The sequence below is a fragment of the Flavobacterium plurextorum genome (genome assembly GCF_024638035.1).
Lineage (GTDB): Bacteria > Bacteroidota > Bacteroidia > Flavobacteriales > Flavobacteriaceae > Flavobacterium > Flavobacterium plurextorum.
Window position 1 is genome coordinate 2,563,390 of record NZ_CP100442.1, and the last position, 18,284, is coordinate 2,581,673.

The window sequence follows — 18,284 nt, forward strand, 5'->3', positions numbered from 1 at the left end:
TTGTTGTATTTTGCTCAATAACCAAGCCAAAGAACCGCTTTTACAAAGCTGTCTCTCCATAGTTTTTCGTTGTGTTCTCCGCCTTTTACAATTCTTGTTTTGGTAAGATGCAGGCAATAGCAGCGGTTTTTTTCTAATAAACGTTCCATTTTATTTAAATCTTTTACCATATCATCACTTTCTTTATCTCCACACAGAAAATAAATTTTGGTTTTATTTTTTGGAGCCTGTTCTGTCAAAGCATAAATATCATTTGAAAACCAAAATGAAGGTGAAAAAACACCTGCTTTGCCAAAAACTTCAGGATATTTTAGAATAGCATAATAAGAAACTAAACCGCCAAGTGAGCTTCCCATTATGGTAGTGTTTTTTGCTTTGGTTTTGGTTCTATAATGTGTGTCGATGTAAGGTTTTAAAGTTTTTACAATAAAATCAAGATAATCGTCTGCTTTTCCGCCGCCGTATTTTTCATTTTTGTATGGCGTTAATTCATCAATGCGTTTTTCATTTCCATGTTCAATTCCAACTACGATTACTGGAGCTTTAAGGCTGTCTAATTTTTCATCGACATTCCATTCGCCGGAATAAGAAGTTTTAGCATCAAATAAATTCTGAGCATCATGCATATAAATCACGCTGTATTTTTTGGCTGAAGCCGAATAATCTTTGGGTAAATAAATCCAGATTTTTTTGGTGGTTTTGAGTTGAGGAGCTTCAATTGTAAAAGTTGATACGTTTTTTGAAGCGGTGCTTTCTTGAGCATTTCCAATTGCAAAACAGAGAAAAATAAAAAAGAAAACTCCTCTAAGCATCAGTTCTTTTGTGTTTTAGATTTAAATATAATATTTTAGCTAAAAATAACAAATTTGATGAATACCGAAGAAGAAAAGAGAAGTTTACTTTTAGAAATGATTGCTTTCTCGACAGTTGATGGTCAATTACATAAACGCGAGTTGGATTTTTTGTGGCTGGTTGCACAAGAACTGAAAATCGATCGTGCTTTTTTTCAGGATTTATTTCATCAAGAATATACTGCAAAAGTAATAAAGTCTGAATTTCAGCGTATTCAGCAATTTTACAGATTGGCACTGATTATGCATTGCGACGGCATTCTGCATGAAAAAGAAGCAAAAGCAATTCAACAGATTGCAATTGAAATGGGATTAAATCCAGGTGCTGTAAAACGTGTTTTAGATCTTATGGAAAAAGCACCAAATGCTTTAATTGACCCAAAAGTGCTGCTCAAAGTATTTCAGGAACAACACAATTAGGTCAAGAAAAAGGAATAAAATCTACCGTTTTAAAATCTTATTTTATTACGGTTTTATTTTTTTTGAAGGTTGAAATTTTGGATGCCCAGTATAAGTGTATGCAAAGCTGATTAAATCACTATTTTTTTCTATGCTTTTTGTAGCACTGTCACCCATTCCGTGACCAGATTCAAAGTCCGTTAAAAATAATATTGGATTATTTGAAGTATTTGCATTTTGAAGTGAAGCAGCAAATTTTGCAGGCTCCCAAGCAATTACACGAGGATCATTCATTCCTGCCGTTATTAATGTTGCTGGATAAGCAGTTCCTTTTTTAATATGATGAAACGAATCCATTTCTAACAGCGCTTTGAACTCTGTTTTATCCTTTACAGTTCCAAATTCAGGAATATTTCCAGGACCATTTGGAGATAATTCTGAGCGGATTGTATTAAATGAACCTACTTCTGGAATGGCTGCCGCAAACAAATCAGGTCGTTCAGTAATTGCTCTTCCAATTAATATACCACCTGCACTTGCGCTCCAAATTGCGATTCTTTTTGGCGAAGAGTATTTTTCTTTAATTAAATATTCAGTAACCGCAATTAAATCTTTCCATGTGTTAGGCTTAGTAGTTTTAAAACCTGCTTTATGCCAAGCTTCTCCTAATTCTCCGCCGCCTCTAACGTGAGCAATAACGTAAATACCGCCATAAGTACAATAGGGCAGTGTAAAGCTAGAGCTAAATCGCGGTTCCATAGAGATTCCATAAGCACCATATCCCATCATAAGCATCGGATTATCACCATTTAATTTGGTATTTTTATTGTAAATGATAGAAACTGGAACCATAACGCCATCATGAGATGGAACCATAATTTCTTTTGAGACTATATCTTTGAATTCAGGATATTCGATAGGTTTTGTCATAGGCTGAAAAGTAAATGTATTTGATGATGGATTATACAAATAGCGTTTTGTTGGAGAAGTCCAGCCAGAAAGAGTGATCCAGATGTCACTTTTATTTTCATTTACAGTTAAAAATGAAGCTGAACCTGCTTGAAAAGGAAGTTTTAATTCAATAGGTTCTTTTTTTCCTTTTGCTAAGAAAAATACTTTTGCCTGTACGCCATTTTCGGTAAGTGAATAATATAAACCATCTTTTGTAAGTGTAAAATTGGTAATATTTCCATTTTTGGGTTCAGGAATAACTGTTTCTGCCTTTTCAATGTTAGGATCTGAAATGGGAACTTTGATAATTTTGTAATTAGAAGCATTTTTATAAGTCAAGTAATAAATAAACTCTTTATCAACATTATAATTCGTTACTTCATCTTTCTTGTCAACTAAATTTATCCATTTTGTAGGTTTGAAATTGTCTTTTAAATCAGTGTCGTATAACTTAATTCGATTGTCTACCGTAAGAACCAAACCATAGTTTTTATTCGAATTTTTATGATAGAGATTTAAAGGGAATTCTTCTGCACCTATATTAAGTTCTGGATTGGTTGCACTCGATAAAAATTCGACATCTTTGTTTGGGTCTTCGCCTAATTTGTGATAATAAACTTTAGAGTTCAGTAATCTGTTTGGATCAGTAACATTTGCAGAGTTTAATCGTCCGTAAGTAAATGAATTTCCGTCAGGCATCCAAGAAGGAGTACTAAACCAGCATCTGTCGAATACTTCAGGATAAACTTTTCCGTCACTGCTTACAATAAGTAATTCAGCACTTTCAGAACCGCTTGGAGCTATTTCTACCGCTACTTTGTCTCCTTTTTCATTAGGAGTTATCGAGCTTATATTGTAATTTACTCCAGGTGTTTTTTTATAAGTTTCTGGATCAAAAAGTAGTTTTTCAGTTCCTTTATAGCCAATTCTATGATACAATTTACCATTTTCCTCGTTGGCATTTCGTTTTAGATAGAAATAATGATCATTCTCGGTAATTTGTAAGTCAGAGATAGTACTTTCTTTTCTTGCATCAAGCTCTTTTAGTTTTTTAAAGAGATTTTGGCGTTCTGGAACTTCATTTAGCTTTGCTCGCGCATAATCAGCATTAGCTTTCATCCAAGTAACCACATTCGGATCATTTAAATTTTCAAGATAACGGTAAGGATCTTCTATCTTTTCTCCGAAATATTCATCTACGACGATTTTTTCTGGGGCGGGCTGTGGTTTAATTTGCCCGAAGTTCGATACTACCGAGCCGCAAAGTGCCGCAGTAGTAAAAATAAATTTAGTGTTCATAATTTATCTAGTTTAAAAGTAAGAAAAAATTCCAGATAGATTATGGACGCGTAAATTTATGAAATTATTTTAAATAATTGATGATCAATATATTGTGTTTTTTTTAAGCTAATTGATCTTGTAGTTTTTTAATATCATCACGAAGTTTGGCAGCTTGTAAAAAGTCTAGCTCTTTTGCTGCTTTTTCCATTGATTTTCTTTTTTCTCGTATCATTTTTTCTAACTCAGATTTAGACAAATAAGCAGTTTCAGGTTCAGCGGCAACAGGTAAAGTATGTCCTAATTCGTATTCTACTAAAGGATTTTTTGTAAAAGCGCTGTCTATTTTTTTGTTTAATGCCTGAGGTGTAATACCGTGCTCAGTATTATAATTAATCTGTTTAGTTCTTCGGTAATTAGTTTCGTCTATTGTTCTTTGCATGCTTGCGGTAATTTTATCAGCATACATAATCGCTTTTCCATTTAAGTTTCTTGCGGCACGACCAATAGTCTGTGTTAAAGATCTGTGATTTCTTAAAAAACCTTCTTTATCGGCATCGAGAATCGCAACAAGAGAAACTTCAGGTAAATCTAAACCTTCACGAAGCAAGTTAACTCCAATTAAGACATCAAAAATACCTTTTCGTAAATCCTGCATGATTTCGATTCGTTCTAAAGTATCAACATCAGAATGGATGTAACGGCATCGAATGTTTACTTTAGTTAAATATTTAGCTAATTCTTCAGCCATTCTTTTAGTCAGCGTTGTCACTAGAACTCTTTCATCCAGTTCACATCGAACTTGTATTTCTTCAATCAAATCATCAATCTGATTTAAACTTGGTCTTACTTCGATAATTGGATCTAATAATCCTGTTGGACGAATAATCTGCTCTACATAAATTCCATCAGATTTTTGCAATTCATAATCTGCAGGTGTTGCCGAAACGTAAATTACCTGATTTTGCATGGCTTCAAACTCTTCAAATTTCAAAGGTCTGTTGTCCATTGCGGCAGGCAGTCTAAAACCATATTCAACCAAATTTTCTTTTCGGCTGCGATCGCCTCCATACATGGCGTGAACCTGTGAAACCGTTACGTGGCTTTCATCAACAACCATTAAATAATCACTCGGAAAATAGTCTAACAAGCAGAACGGTCTTGTTCCAGCCTCACGTCCGTCAAGATAACGCGAATAGTTTTCAATTCCAGAACAGTATCCTAATTCGCGAATCATTTCTAAATCAAAATTAGTTCGTTCTTCAAGACGTTTTGCTTCTAAATGTTTGCCTATTTCTTTGAAATAATCAACTTGTTTTACTAAATCTTGTTGAATTTCCCAGATTGCTCCTTGCAAAACCTCAGGAGAAGTCACAAACATATTGGCGGGATAAATCGTTAATCTTTTAAATTTTTCAATAACCTGTGAGGTTTTAGGATCAAAAGCTTCGATTTCTTCAATTTCATCTCCAAAAAAGTGAATTCGATATGCATCATCAGCATAGCTGGGATAAACTTCAACAGTATCGCCTTTAATTCTAAAAGTTCCCGGATTAAAATCGGCTTCAGTTCTAGCATATAAACTTTGTACAAGACTATGCAGTAATTTAGTTCTCGAAATAACTTGATCTCGAGTTATTTCAATCACATTTTTTTGAAATTCTACTGGATTTCCAATACCATACAAGCAGGAAACTGAGGCTACAACTAAAACGTCACGTCTTCCTGAAAGTAAAGAAGAAGTCGTGCTTAAACGCATTTTTTCAAGCTCTTCATTGATAGATAAATCTTTTTCAATAAAAACTCCTGTAACAGGCATAAAAGCTTCTGGCTGATAATAGTCGTAATAAGAAACGAAATACTCAACCGCATTATTTGGAAAAAATTGTTTAAACTCTGAATATAATTGCGCAGCCAAAGTTTTATTATGCGCCAAAACCAACGTTGGACGCTGTACTTCCTCAATAACATTAGCTACCGTAAATGTTTTACCAGATCCTGTAACTCCTAATAAAGTTTGATATTTTTCGCCGTCGATTATACCTTGCGACAATTTTTGAATTGCTTGAGGTTGATCTCCTTTTGGACTATATTCTGAAGTTACTTGGAAATTCATTTTTTATGGATGAAGATTAGTTGTGTAAAGATACAAAGTTTGAATTCTATTCTAAAAAATTAATAACAGCGTCGTTTGTAATTTTCGCTTGGTCAATAGATAAAAAATGACCTGCATCTTTAATAGTTTGCGTTTTACAGTTTGTTAAAAATTTTTGTGCTCGTGTCAGACTTTCATCAGAGTTAATAACGTCATGATCTCCAATTAAAACTAATACTGGATTTGCAATTGATTGTAATTCTTCGTCTGAAAACGGACGCATTTTAAGCATACTGGAATTTGATTTTGCATATTTGTTTGCCAAATAAAACTGCCTTTTGTAATTGGAGTTTATGTTTTGGGGATGCGTTGAAAATGTTTCGAGTGTTTTATTGAATTTTTTTTCACTTGGAAAAAGTTTTAAGAGCAATGCAGAACTTGTTTTTCTTACTTTATCTATAAATTTAAAAGTCTGTGCGGGGCTTAGTAAAACTATTTTATCGATTGAATTTTTTTCTTGAGAAGCTAATAATACTGTGATCCATCCGCCTTTTGATGCTCCAATAATGTCAAATTGTTTTAATTTATAGAAACTGAAAATTTCATTGTACCAAATCACAATTTCTTTTGAAGAAAGCGGTTTTGCTGTTAAAGTTGATTTTCCTGGTTCCATTAAAAAATCGATCGCATAAATTCTATGATTTTTTGCTAAAGCCTTAATGTTAGGATACCACATGGTTGAGGTAGCATCCATTCCGTGAAGTAAAACCAAACTTTTTCCGTTTTTTGGTCCCGCGATAATTACGTGTGCTGTTCCAAAACTTGTTTTTACATTTTCTTCTGTATAAGGAATATCCCAAAGTTTTAATGCTTTGTCGTATGCATTTAAATACGATTGCTTTTCGCTTTTTGTTTCGAATATATAATCATCAAATTTTGCTTCTTTAATGGATGAACAACTTGTGATTACTAACAATATTAGAACTAATCTGAAGTATAATTTTTGCATTGCAATAAAATTCAATTTAGCTAAAGATACAATTTTGGAAAAGCGTTTCTGTATCAGAATTTTGTTTTAAAGTATCATAATTCTAAGGTTCATTTTTTTGCACAGTTAAGTGATAGACTTGTACCAATGCTAAAATTCCGTTGGGAATAATAACAGGCAGAAGCCATTGACTAACGTCTCTGTAATCTTTTAAAAAGATGCCGTATATCACAAAACACATACATCCGAAAAAGTTAATTAAACGTATTTTTTTGAGATCTTTCAATAAAAAACCTCCTACTATAAAAAATGATGCTAGGTAACCAATATAATCTGCCATGATTTTGATATTGAATAGTTTATAGTAAACTTACCAAAAGCAAATTATAAAATCAAGGTTTTGAAGTTGAAAATCAATATTTTAAAGCGTCCACTTTTGCTGTTCCGTATTACTTAAAAAACTCCAAGCGACAATACGGCTGTTTTTTTGTCCTTGCGACATTTCGATGGTTTTTACAGAAACTGCATTTACTTTTTTCAAGGTTTTGTAAATTGAGGATAGATTTTCTTTTTTAGAGACCAATGTCGTAAACCATAAGCATTGCGAAGCATATTTTACACTTTCGTAAATCATTTGAGTTACAAAACCAATTTCGCCGCCATTGCACCACAATTCAGCATTTTGACCACCAAAATTTAAAACAGGATTTGTGTTTTTCTTTTCTTTCGGGTTTAAATTGGATACTTTTCTAGAGGTACTTTTATTAGCTTCTTCAGCGGAAGCGTGAAAAGGCGGATTACACATAGTAAATGCAAAACGATCTTCGGGAATGATAATGTTTTTAAAGATAAATCGAGATTCTGTCTGTTGCTGTAAACTAATTGCATCAATTAATTTGGGGTTTGCTTCGATAATTTTACTGCAGTTTTCGATTGAAGTTTTATAAATATCTGTTGCAACAAAACTCCAATTGTAAATCGAATTTCCTAATATCGGATAGATTAAATTAGCACCCGTTCCGATATCTAGTCCCATAACAGAATTACCTTCAGGAATTTGACCGTTATTCGTTTCTGCCAATAAGTCGGCTATATAATGAATATAATCAGCTCTGCCTGGAATTGGCGGGCAAAGATAATTTTTTGGAATATCCCAGTTTTGAATGTCATAATAGGTTTGCAGTAAAGCTTTGTTGAGCGTTTTTACAGCAAGCGGATTGCTGAAATCAATAGTTTCAATGCCAAATTTGTTTATGGAAATAAAAGCTTTTAATTCAGGACAATTTGAAATAAGCAAATCAAAATCATAGCGTGAGCGATGAATGTTTCTAGGATGTAAATTGTCTTTTTGAGAATTGTTTTCTGCTTTCATTTTTGTTGATTTCTGTGCAAAGATAGGTATTCCTTTCTTTAAAGAAAGCTTCAGAAGAGCGTAATATTTACAGCCTATTATTATATAATTAAAAACAAAAGCTCCAGCAGAGCGACATAGGTTTTGTGTGTCACCTCGCTGGAGCTTTAATTAGAACAAGAGATTTTGATTTATAAATATTGCGTCCGGCCGAGACTTTTTATTTTCAAATGTTTCTAATCAAAACATTCCATTAAAAGTAAATCTCCCTCACGATGTGTTATAGTTACAAGTCCGTCTTTTTCTACAGAATTACTGCTTCCGGTTCTATAACCCATTGTAAGCGTATCGTCTTGTAATTCGTATTTTAGATTTTTAGAAAAAATTCCGTTTACAACGCCAATTGGAATCAACGAAATAGGTGTTTTGGCGGTATACCATTTCTCAAATTTTGTTGGCAGTAAAAATATCTTTGAATGATCGTCGAGAATCACAATTTTAAGTAAGTTTCGATAACGAACAATGTTGGTAAGATTGGTAATCGTATGATCTGCACGTCTTCCTGTAGCCCAAACTACATTTACGGCAGGGATTTTTCTTTCTACTAAATAATCAAAAGCTTTCTCTAAATCGGTTTTATTTTGATCTGGAGTATGAACGATTTCGATAGGATATTGCGAAGTTTTATATATTTCGGGATCAAAACCACGATCAAAATCACCTAAAAGCACATCGATTTTTATACCTAAATCTATAACACGTTCAATTGCTGAGTCTAAAACAATAACAAGCGGAGACCATTCTAATAATTGTCCCAATAATTCAGGGTTGCAGGCGGCGCCGTTTGCAATTATTAAAGCGGGTTCCTGATCGTCGCGAACTATATGGTGTGATGACATGTTATTTTTTTTGAATGTGTTGCAAAGGTACTGTTACAATTTCAGATTTTAGATTTCTGATTTTTTTTGCAAAAGATTTTCGAAAGATCTAAAATCTAAAATTATAAATCCAGCAATCGTCTATGATAATTAATTTGTCCAAGATGATAAGCTAAATGTGTAGAAAGATGAACAAAAAAGAATCCTGTTGTCATTTCTTTTTCGAAAACAATCTGCGGATAAATGGTGTTTAAATCTTCTTCAGTTAAAAGATCAAGGGTGTTGTTTACAACAAGAATGGTTTCGTCGATTTTACGAATTAATTCTGATTTTGAAATGTCTTTTAGAGAAAATTCTAATGGACGATCTCTAACATATCCAGTTTTTCCTATTTCGGCACCTATATAGGTGTTGATGTTGCCAATTAAATGGAGGCAAAGATTTCCGCCTGAGTTTGAAATGTTTTTATCGATTGCCCAAAGCTGATTTTCATTTTGGTAAGATTCTATTTCGACTTTTAATTTGTTCAAATCTCTATTGAACAGTGATTTTAATGTTTCGACCAGCATGTTTTTTTAGTTGAAAATTAAGAATAATAAAGAGGTACTGAAAATTAGTCTCTGTTTTTTATGGGAATCCAGATTTCCTCTTCCGAGTTTGGATCGTCTTTTTTGTACTTATGATCCATTACTGCAAAATGAGGCCTATCGTCAATTGTATATTCTGATTTTGGAAGCCATTCTGCAAAAATAGAATGGTAGGTTTTGTGTCCTTCAGCTGCTGGGCCGTAATGAATAAAAACGGCATATAAACCAGTTGGTACAACAAGTGTTTCCATTTCTGATGGGATTACATCAAAATCAGTAACGGCTACTGCTGCCCATTTTTGAAAGCTTTTGTTAGGATCAAAATTGTCAAAATGATTCGGTGAAAAAACTTCTAACGAGTATAAATTAGAATCAATTGAATTTTTAATTTCACGGCGTTTTGGCATAAAACTGCTCCATAATTGAAACGTTCGGTTTTCGATAAACGACATTTTAATGCATTTGCCAATTAGTTTTTTTTCGGTTGCGATTTTAATTTGTGCTTCCATTTTTATTTTGTACTTATTTTATAATTAACCTTAGAAGTTTCGCAAAGAGAGAAATAACCTAATGGATAATTATCTTTATTGGTTACATTAATAATATTTCCTTTTACAGTTGCAGGAGGAGATTGAAATGGACCTCCAATATTGCTTCCAGCAATGCTGACTAAAATACTCATATAATTAAAGTATTGTTTTGAAATTCCGTAATGTGTTATTTCGATTTCATTTCCAACTTTCAAATCTTCATCATTAGAAAGACTGAAAAATTCATTTCCGTTAAAAAACTTATCCTCATCTACATAAAAGGTTGATTTTACTTTATTAGAATATACATATTTGTATAAATAAAAATTCTCTGCATCGCCAGGATCATTATAAAACGCTTTTATTTCGATATCTTTTCCTGTTAAACCACCTTTGTCATTTTGATCTATTCGAGTTATGGGTGCCACTGATTTTAAAGTTTCAGTGCCAATGTATCTATTTCCTCTGCTGATTACGGTTAAGGTGTATTGTTCTCCAATTACAGGCGTGAAATTTGAACATACATATTGACCGGTTTTTTTAACTTCGATAAAATTAAATTGTTCATTTTGACTGTTTTTTATATTGATAATTGCACCAGAAACGGTCGGAATTACGTTATCAAAATAACCAGTTGTTGTAGTTAATTTTATCGTCTGTTCATTTCCTTTTGTTCCTTTTTCCCAATTGATAGCTGCTTCGATTACTAATTTTGGCGGAGCTGTATCTAAATCAACTTCTACAACTTCTTCACAACTAGTAAAAAGTGTCGTTGTAAATAATACGATTAATAGAATAATTTTTTTCATGATGTATCTTTATTATTTCTCTACAGAAATGAAACTTCTTTAAAATTTAAAGTTATAACTAACAGCGGGAACCATACCAAATATTGACAATTGCACGGCTTCATTTACTCCTGTGTCGAGATTTTGTCTAAAATTGATTGATGTTGCATTTTGGCGGTTGTACAGATTGTATATGCTAAAAACCCATTCGGCCTTCCAGTTACGGTCTTTATTTTTTCTTGGAGTTAAAGTCGCCGAAATATCTAAATGATGATAGGCAGGCAGGCGATCTTTATTTCGAAGTCCATAACTTGGAACTGTAATTCCTAAATACTCATATTGACCGTTTGGGTAAGTTACAGGTTGTCCAGACTGTAAAATGAAATTAGCGCCAAATGACCATTTATCGTTTAAATTGTAAGCTGATGTTACGGCTAAATTATGTGTTTTATCATAAGCAGAGCTGTACCATTTTCCGTTATTGATGCCTATTTCTTCAGGAGTTCTTCCCGGTGTCTGCTGTTCTGACTTAGATAAAGTGTAAGAAATCCATCCGTTGAATTTACCTTCGTTTTTCTTCAGCATAATTTCTAAACCATAAGCACGCATTTGTCCGTTTAGAATCACTTGTTCAATTGCGTCATTTGCAATCAAATCAGCACCATCGATATAATCCAGTCTGTTTTTGATTTTTTTATAATAAGTTTCAACTTCAAGAGAATAAACGCCGTTATTAAAGTTTCTAAAATAACCCAAAGCAACCTGATCAGCAAGTTGTGGTTTAATGTAATTATCACTTGGCATCCAAACATCCAGCGGAGTAGGAGATGAGGTATTCGAAATTAACTGAAGATATTGCGCCATGCGATTGTAACTTGCTTTTATTGCCTGATCGTCATTTAATTGATAAGAGACAGAAAGTCTAGGTTCTAAGTTGTTGTAATCTTGAATTACTTTATTTGAACTAAAATATTTTGTTGAAGATGGAGTTGCTTTTTCGTAAATCTGCATGTCAGTATTAAACAGCACAGGATTATTATTGTCGTAATAATTTATGGTCGATGCTCCTAAACGATAAAACAAACTGTAACGTAATCCGTAAGCCAGCGTTATTTTTTTAGAAAGCTGGTTTTCAGCATCTATATAAATTGACGGTTCAAACGCATATTTTCGATCTAGTTGATCTGGATTTATCCCAGATGTATCATTGCTTGGTTTAATAGTTCCAGGATTAAAATCATAATAAATCCCGTTTAAACCATAATTTAATTTGAATTTATCTGAAATATAGTTTTTGAAATCATATTTAATATTATAATTTTTGATGCCTGAATCCCATTTGAAACCAACAAAATCCAAGTCAAGACCATAATAATAATCACTGTAGATTAAAGATAAATTTGAGAACAGTTTATTAGAGTACAAATGATTCCAACGAAGATTTAAAGTAGAGTTTCCGTAAGTATTTGTAAAGCTTTTATTAAGGCTGAAAACATCCCGACCAAAATATCCAGATAAATATAAGCTGTTGTTGTCGTTTAATTTATAACTGAATTTTGCATTTAGATCATAAAAATAAGCGGAGTTGTCTTTGTTTTCCTCGGATAGTTTTAGGAATAAATGGGCGTATGAAGCTCTTCCGCCAATTAAAAATGAACCTTTGTCTTTTACAATTGGACCTTCTAAAAGAAGTCGGCTGGATATTAAACCAATTCCTCCGCTCATATGAAAATTCTTACTGCTCCCGTCTTTCTGGTAAATATCTAAAACAGATGAGGCGCGACCGCCAAATCTGGCAGGTATTCCTCCTTTATACAATTTCAAATCTTTGATCGAATCTGGATTAAAAACCGAGAAAAAACCAAATACGTGTGAAGAGTTAAAGATTGTAGCTTCATCTAATAAAATTAAATTTTGATCGGCACCGCCGCCTCGCACATTAAATCCTGATGCACCTTCGCCTGCATTAGTTACTCCTGGAAGCAGTAAAATGGATTTAATAACGTCGACTTCACCCAATACTACAGGCATTTTTTTTATCGTCGAAATTGAGAGTTTGTTGACACTCATTTCTGGCGACTTAATATTTATTTTTCCTTTATTATCTTTAATGATAACTTCTTGAAGTTCTTGACCGCTTTCGCTGATGGAGAAGTTATTTTTGGTATCTTGATTTAAGATAATAGTTTTATGAATGGTTTGATATCCTAAATAACTAATTTCAATTTCATGCTCGCCGCTTGGAGCTGTTATAGAATAGAAACCATATTCATTAGTTGTTGTTCCAATTTTTAAGGTAGGAATATAAACGTTTACACCAATTAAACTTTCGTTATTTTTAGAATCTTTTATAGTTCCGCTGAGTGTGAATTTTTCTTGAGAAAAAGAAGCAAATGTGGTAAAAATAAGGATAAGAAGTAAACTAATCTTTTTTGTAATCATTGCTTTGGTTTTGAACTACATAGTTAATAATTCTTACTAAATATAACAGACTGAATTTTGTTAAACATTAGTTAAGAATAAAAAAAGGACAACCTTATCAGTTGTCCTTTCCGTATTTATTATAGATGTGCACAGCAAAGCAGTGCGTCTAAATTATTTTATTTTGGCAATAATTGCATTGAATGTTTCGCTAGGACGCATTGCTTTGCTTACCAATTCTGGTGTTGGCTGATAATATCCTCCAAGTGTTTGAGGTTTTCCTTGTGCACCAATTAATTCCGCATCAATTTTAGCTTCATTAGCTTCAAGTTCAGCAGCAATTGGAGTAAAGATAGCTTTTAATTCTGCATCTTTATTTTGAGCAGCCAAAGCCTGAGCCCAATAGAAAGCAAGATAAAAGTGAGAACCACGGTTATCGATTTGTCCAACTTTACGAGCTGGAGATTTATCGTTTGCTAAGAATTTGTCATTTGCTTCGTCAAGAGTTTCTGCTAAAACAATTGCTTTAGAATTGTCTAAAGTTTGTCCTAAATGCTCTAAAGAAGCACCAAGAGCTAAAAATTCTCCTAGTGAATCCCAACGTAAATATCCTTCTTCTGTAAATTGCTCAACGTGTTTAGGAGCAGATCCTCCTGCGCCAGTTTCAAACAATCCACCACCGTTCATTAAAGGAACGATAGATAACATTTTTGCAGAAGTTCCTAACTCTAAAATTGGGAACAAATCCGTTAAATAGTCACGTAGAACGTTTCCAGTTACAGAGATAGTATCTAAACCTTTGATGATTCTGTCTAAAGTAAATTCAGTTGCAGCAACTGGATTTAAAATGCGAATATCTAAGTTTGTAGTATCGTAATCTTTAAGATATTTTTGAACTTTTAGAATCAATTCTCTGTCATGCGCTCTGTTTTCGTCTAACCAGAAAACTGCAGGAGTACTTGACAAGCGAGCTCTGTTTACAGCTAGTTTAACCCAGTCTTGAATAGGAGCGTCTTTTGCTTGACACATTCTGAAAATATCATTTGCTTCAACGTTTTGTTCCATTAAAACATTTCCATTTGCATCAACAACGCGAACAACGCCGTCTTCTTTCAATTGGAAAGTCTTATCATGAGATCCGTATTCTTCTGCTTTTTGAGCCATTAATCCAACGTTAGGAACACTTCCCATTGTTTTAGGATCAAAAGCACCGTGTTTTTTACAGAAATCGATAGTTGCAGTATAAATTCCAGCATAAGAACGATCTGGAATAATCGCGATTGTATCTTGTTGTTTTCCTTCTTTGTTGTACATCTGTCCAGAAGTACGAATCATTGCAGGCATAGAAGCATCTACAATTACATCAGAAGGAACGTGTAAGTTTGTAATTCCTTTATCAGAATTTACCATTGCAAGAGCTGGTCCGTTTTCGATAGCAGCATTGATCGCAGCTTCAACTTCAGCCTGCTCAGGTTTTCCAGCAATTTTTGCATAGATATCACCTAAACCATTTCTAGTGTCAATGTTTAATTCTTTGAATAAAGTTTCGTATTTTTTGAAAAGATCAGCAAAATAAACTTCAACGATAGCGCCAAAGATAATTGGATCTGAAACTTTCATCATAGTAGCTTTTAAGTGCACAGAAAGTAAAACACCTTCTTTTTTGGCATCAGCAATAGCTTCAGCAACAAAACTTTTTAAAGCTTTTAAATGCATTACAGAGCTGTCGATGATTTCACCAGCTTTTAAAGGAGTACTTGCTTTAAGAACAGTTGTAGAACCGTCTTTAGCAACAAATTCAATTTTTACATCATTAGCTTCAGTAACAGTAAGTGATTTTTCACTTCCGTAAAAATCACCATTCGGCATAGAAGCTACCTTAGTTTTTGAGTCAGCAGACCAAGCGCCCATTGAGTGCGGATTTGCTTTTGCAAAGTTTTTAACGGCTCTTGGAGCTCTACGGTCAGAGTTTCCTTCACGTAAAACTGGGTTTACTGCAGAACCTAATACTTTTGCATATTTTGCTTTAATTTCCTTTTCAGCATCATTTTGCGGATCTTCTGGGAAATTAGGAATGTTATAACCATGCGATTGCAATTCAGCAATAGCAGCTTTTAATTGTGGTACAGATGCAGAAACGTTTGGTAACTTGATAATATTAGCTTCTGGCTTTGTAGCTAATTGACCCAATTCAGCCAAAGCGTCACCTGTTTTTTGAGCATCTGTTAAAGACTCAGGGAAATTAGATAAAATTCTTCCTGCTAACGAGATATCTCTAGTTTCAATAGCAATACCAGCTGTGGAAGTAAAAGCTTGAACAATAGGTAATAAAGAGTAAGTCGCTAATAACGGCGCCTCATCAGTTAAGGTGTAAAAAATTTTTGAATTCTGTGTCATTTTTTTTTTTTTTTTATAATCGTGTCGTCAAGGAATGGCGATGTGAATGATATAGTCGGCTCAAAATGAGCGGAGCAAATATAATAAAAACAGTCCGAAAACGGTATAGTTTTACCGAGAAATACTGGAATTATCAGATTACTAATTCGCACACGTTAAATTGCCAAATCGATGATTTTGATATTAAAAAATTGCAGTTTTGATTAATCATAGGTAAAAGCAGAACATTTCGAAAATAGAAAACACTACAGTTGTATAAATCTATTTTATTTTCAATCTTTTTTGTGAGAAAAGTTGTATTTTTGACCAAAAAGCAATCAACATGTAACAAATGTAAGATACATTGTTTAATATGTTTTTTACTTGTTGTTTATTATTACGCTTAATCATTATCTTTGAATTATGAGCACACTTACAAAACCAAATCATATAGGGCGAAAAATAAGCCGTATTCGTGAACTTCGTGATATGAAGCAAGAAGCTTTGGCGCAGGCTTTAGGAACAAACCAACAAGCTGTATCGGCTATTGAAAACAGTGAAACAATAGATGATGAAAAACTTGCAGAAGTTGCAAAAGCTTTGGGAGTAAGTGTAGAAGCAATTAAAAATTTTTCAGAAGAAAATATGATTAGCTATTTTAACACTTTCCACGATAATAGTATCAATAACGGTCAATTTGGAAATAATCATAATTATCATTGTACATTCAATCCATTAGACAAATTAATTGAAACTTTCCATGAAAAAGAAAAGCTTTACGAACGTTTGCTGCAAGCTGAAAAAGACAAAATCGAATATTTGGAAAAACTATTAAAAAAATAGAAAATCAATTTTTTATTAAATACAAACCGATGCTTTATGAGTATCGGTTTTTTTATTTTGGGCGCGTTCGCCGAAAAAGGCGAACCGGGCTATCCGTTTCAAGTCCTCGCACTTCCTTCGTCAGGCTGTGGGCTTTCCACTTCTATCCCTCACGCAAATAAGTTAAGGGAAATTTACAAAATTACTTAACGGTTTAAGCAAGAAAGTAATTAGAAAAATCCGTTTTTATCAGCGTTTTCGCTTTAGCGAATCAGTAAAATAAGCGTCTAATTTTGACGCGGATAAAACAGATTTACTTCGTAAAACGCAGATAAAAAACGGATTTTATTTTCCAAAAGATTAAGCTGATAAATCCGTTTTAATCTGTTCTTTCGCAAAGCGAATTTCAATATTGTCGCCAATCTTTGCCGCGCTACTTGCGAAGATTTCTCCTTCGTCGAAATGACAAACTAAAAGAAAATATTGTTATGAAAATTATTGCCCTAGCCCCGATAGAAGTGGAAATCCTTTTGCTTTTTTCTTTAAAAAGCAAAAGATTGAAACGTCCCGAGGCTTCGGGAGCAGGATTAGCTCCTGAAAAAGATTATGGTATTTTAAAAATCGGGCGCAAAAAAAAACTCGTTTCAAATGATATGAAACGAGTTTTTTATAACAATTAGATAAATGATTATCTTCTTTTATCTTTAATCTTAGCTTTTTTACCAGTAAGTTGTCTGAAGTAGAAAATTCTAGCTCTACGAACAGAACCTTTTTTGTTGATTTCGATTTTTTGTAAAGCTGGTAAGTTTACTGGGAAGATACGCTCAACTCCAATAGCTCCAGACATTTTACGAATCGTGAAAGTTTCTGTGTTACCAGAACCTCTTCTTTGAATAACAACTCCTTTAAAAAACTGAGTTCTTGTTTTTTCACCCTCTTTAATTTCGTAGAATACTGTAATAGTATCTCCAGCTCCAAATACAGGGAAATCTTTTCTAGCAACGAATTCGTCTTGAACGAATTTTAATAAATCTGCCATGATAATTTTATTATTATAGTTTTATTTAGAGTAACATTCACGGATCTCGCCAGAGGTTAGTCCAATTCGGGTGCAAATGTAGAAAATAATTATAAATTATGAATTATAAATTGTGAATTATTTTTTAAGATATAAAGTTGAAGTCTATAAAGCTGTAATGTTTTAAAAATGAATATGCTGACTTGCGTATTTTAAGACTATTCCAGTAAATCAGGTCTTCTGTTTTTAGTATGTTCGTAAGCCATATCTTCGCGCCATTTATCAATTTTAGCAAAGTGTCCGCTCGTTAAAACTTCTGGAACTTTCCATCCTTTATAATCAGCAGGTCTTGTATATATAGGTCCTGAAAGTAAATTGTCCTGAAAGCTGTCTGTCAACGCTGAGGTTTCATCACTCAAAACTCCTGGAATTAATCGAATTAATGCATCAGATAAAACCAAAGCGCCTAATTCACCGCCAGATAAAACATAATCACCAATAGAAATTTCTTTAGTAATAAAATGATCTCTTACACGCTGATCAACACCTTTATAATGTCCGCATAAAATGATAATGTTTTCATACATAGACATTTTGTTGGCCATTTTCTGGTTTAACGTTTCACCGTCAGGCGACATATAAATGATTTCATCGTATTCACGTTCACTTTTTAAGTGTGTGATGCAATCATCGATTGGCTGTACAGTCATTACCATTCCAGCGCCTCCGCCAAAAGGGTAATCATCAACACTTTTTTGTTTATTGGTTGTATAGTCACGTAAATTATGAAAGTGCACTTCTACTAAACCCTTATCAATAGCACGTTTCATAATCGATGCCTCAAACGGGCTTCTTAATAATTCCGGCAAAATCGTTATAATGTCAATTCGCATTGTTTTTCTTCAAAAGTTTGCTACAAAGATACAAAGTTAATATTTGAAGTTTTAATGA

At 33.3% G+C, this 18,284-nt stretch carries 17 protein-coding genes; 3 read left to right on the forward strand and 14 right to left on the reverse strand.

The genetic code is table 11. The features are described 5' to 3' along the window. Positions 1-14: 14 nt before the first annotated feature. Complete coding sequence (locus tag NLG42_RS11370) at positions 15-812, reverse strand: alpha/beta hydrolase (protein ID WP_257683850.1); 798 nt, start codon at positions 810-812, stop codon at positions 15-17. A 57-nt stretch (positions 813-869) separates the two neighbouring features. Between NLG42_RS11370 and NLG42_RS11375 the strand changes: the two genes are divergently transcribed. Beyond that, positions 870-1,271, forward strand: coding sequence for an excinuclease ABC subunit B (locus NLG42_RS11375; protein WP_257683851.1), 402 nt, complete (start codon positions 870-872; stop codon positions 1,269-1,271). Positions 1,272-1,316: 45 nt separating this feature from the next. Here the strand turns inward: NLG42_RS11375 and NLG42_RS11380 are convergent, their stop codons facing one another. From NLG42_RS11380 to NLG42_RS11430, 11 genes are all read right to left on the reverse strand, one after another. Beyond that, on the reverse strand, positions 1,317-3,500 hold the full coding sequence (locus NLG42_RS11380) for a prolyl oligopeptidase family serine peptidase (protein WP_257683852.1): 2,184 nt from the start codon (positions 3,498-3,500) through the stop codon (positions 1,317-1,319). Positions 3,501-3,603: 103 nt separating this feature from the next. Beyond that, a complete protein-coding gene (gene uvrB, locus NLG42_RS11385) occupies positions 3,604-5,595 on the reverse strand; it encodes an excinuclease ABC subunit UvrB (protein WP_089057643.1) in 1,992 nt (663 codons plus the stop codon). Between the two features lie 46 nt (positions 5,596-5,641). Further along, positions 5,642-6,583: an alpha/beta fold hydrolase gene (locus tag NLG42_RS11390; RefSeq protein WP_257683853.1), complete on the reverse strand. Its 942-nt coding sequence runs from the start codon at positions 6,581-6,583 to the stop codon at positions 5,642-5,644. A gap of 82 nt (positions 6,584-6,665) precedes the next feature. Beyond that, on the reverse strand, positions 6,666-6,902 hold the full coding sequence (locus NLG42_RS11395; protein ID WP_089054635.1) for a uroporphyrinogen decarboxylase: 237 nt from the start codon (positions 6,900-6,902) through the stop codon (positions 6,666-6,668). 81 nt (positions 6,903-6,983) lie between these two features. Then, entirely contained in the window at positions 6,984-7,934 is a 951-nt protein-coding gene (gene rlmF, locus NLG42_RS11400) for a 23S rRNA (adenine(1618)-N(6))-methyltransferase RlmF (protein WP_257683854.1), read from the reverse strand. Positions 7,935-8,149: 215 nt separating this feature from the next. Further along, complete coding sequence (locus tag NLG42_RS11405; protein ID WP_257683855.1) at positions 8,150-8,812, reverse strand: thiamine diphosphokinase; 663 nt, start codon at positions 8,810-8,812, stop codon at positions 8,150-8,152. A 101-nt stretch (positions 8,813-8,913) separates the two neighbouring features. Next, positions 8,914-9,360 (reverse strand): DinB family protein, encoded by a 447-nt coding sequence (locus NLG42_RS11410; RefSeq protein ID WP_257683856.1) that lies wholly within the window; start codon positions 9,358-9,360, stop codon positions 8,914-8,916. Positions 9,361-9,404: 44 nt separating this feature from the next. Next, positions 9,405-9,887 (reverse strand): GyrI-like domain-containing protein, encoded by a 483-nt coding sequence (locus NLG42_RS11415; RefSeq protein WP_089057638.1) that lies wholly within the window; start codon positions 9,885-9,887, stop codon positions 9,405-9,407. Positions 9,888-9,889: 2 nt separating this feature from the next. Continuing rightward, positions 9,890-10,717, reverse strand: coding sequence for a DUF4249 domain-containing protein (locus NLG42_RS11420; protein ID WP_089057637.1), 828 nt, complete (start codon positions 10,715-10,717; stop codon positions 9,890-9,892). A 39-nt stretch (positions 10,718-10,756) separates the two neighbouring features. Continuing rightward, positions 10,757-13,138 (reverse strand): TonB-dependent receptor, encoded by a 2,382-nt coding sequence (locus NLG42_RS11425; RefSeq protein ID WP_257683857.1) that lies wholly within the window; start codon positions 13,136-13,138, stop codon positions 10,757-10,759. Between the two features lie 153 nt (positions 13,139-13,291). Next, complete coding sequence (locus tag NLG42_RS11430; protein WP_089057635.1) at positions 13,292-15,514, reverse strand: NADP-dependent isocitrate dehydrogenase; 2,223 nt, start codon at positions 15,512-15,514, stop codon at positions 13,292-13,294. Positions 15,515-15,916: 402 nt separating this feature from the next. Between NLG42_RS11430 and NLG42_RS11435 the strand changes: the two genes are divergently transcribed. Further along, entirely contained in the window at positions 15,917-16,336 is a 420-nt protein-coding gene (locus NLG42_RS11435; RefSeq protein ID WP_099719952.1) for a helix-turn-helix domain-containing protein, read from the forward strand. Between the two features lie 467 nt (positions 16,337-16,803). Further along, positions 16,804-16,995, forward strand: a complete 192-nt coding sequence (locus NLG42_RS11440) for a hypothetical protein (RefSeq protein ID WP_257683858.1) — start codon at positions 16,804-16,806, stop codon at positions 16,993-16,995. Between the two features lie 8 nt (positions 16,996-17,003). On the opposite strand, the gene rplS is transcribed toward NLG42_RS11440, so the two are convergent. Further along, positions 17,004-17,354, reverse strand: coding sequence for a 50S ribosomal protein L19 (gene rplS, locus NLG42_RS11445; RefSeq protein ID WP_089057633.1), 351 nt, complete (start codon positions 17,352-17,354; stop codon positions 17,004-17,006). A gap of 197 nt (positions 17,355-17,551) precedes the next feature. After that, the gene (gene trmD / locus NLG42_RS11450; RefSeq protein WP_089057632.1) at positions 17,552-18,226 is read right to left on the reverse strand and encodes a tRNA (guanosine(37)-N1)-methyltransferase TrmD; all 675 of its coding nucleotides are present in this window, start codon (positions 18,224-18,226) and stop codon (positions 17,552-17,554) included. Between the last annotated feature and the right edge of the window lie 58 nt (positions 18,227-18,284).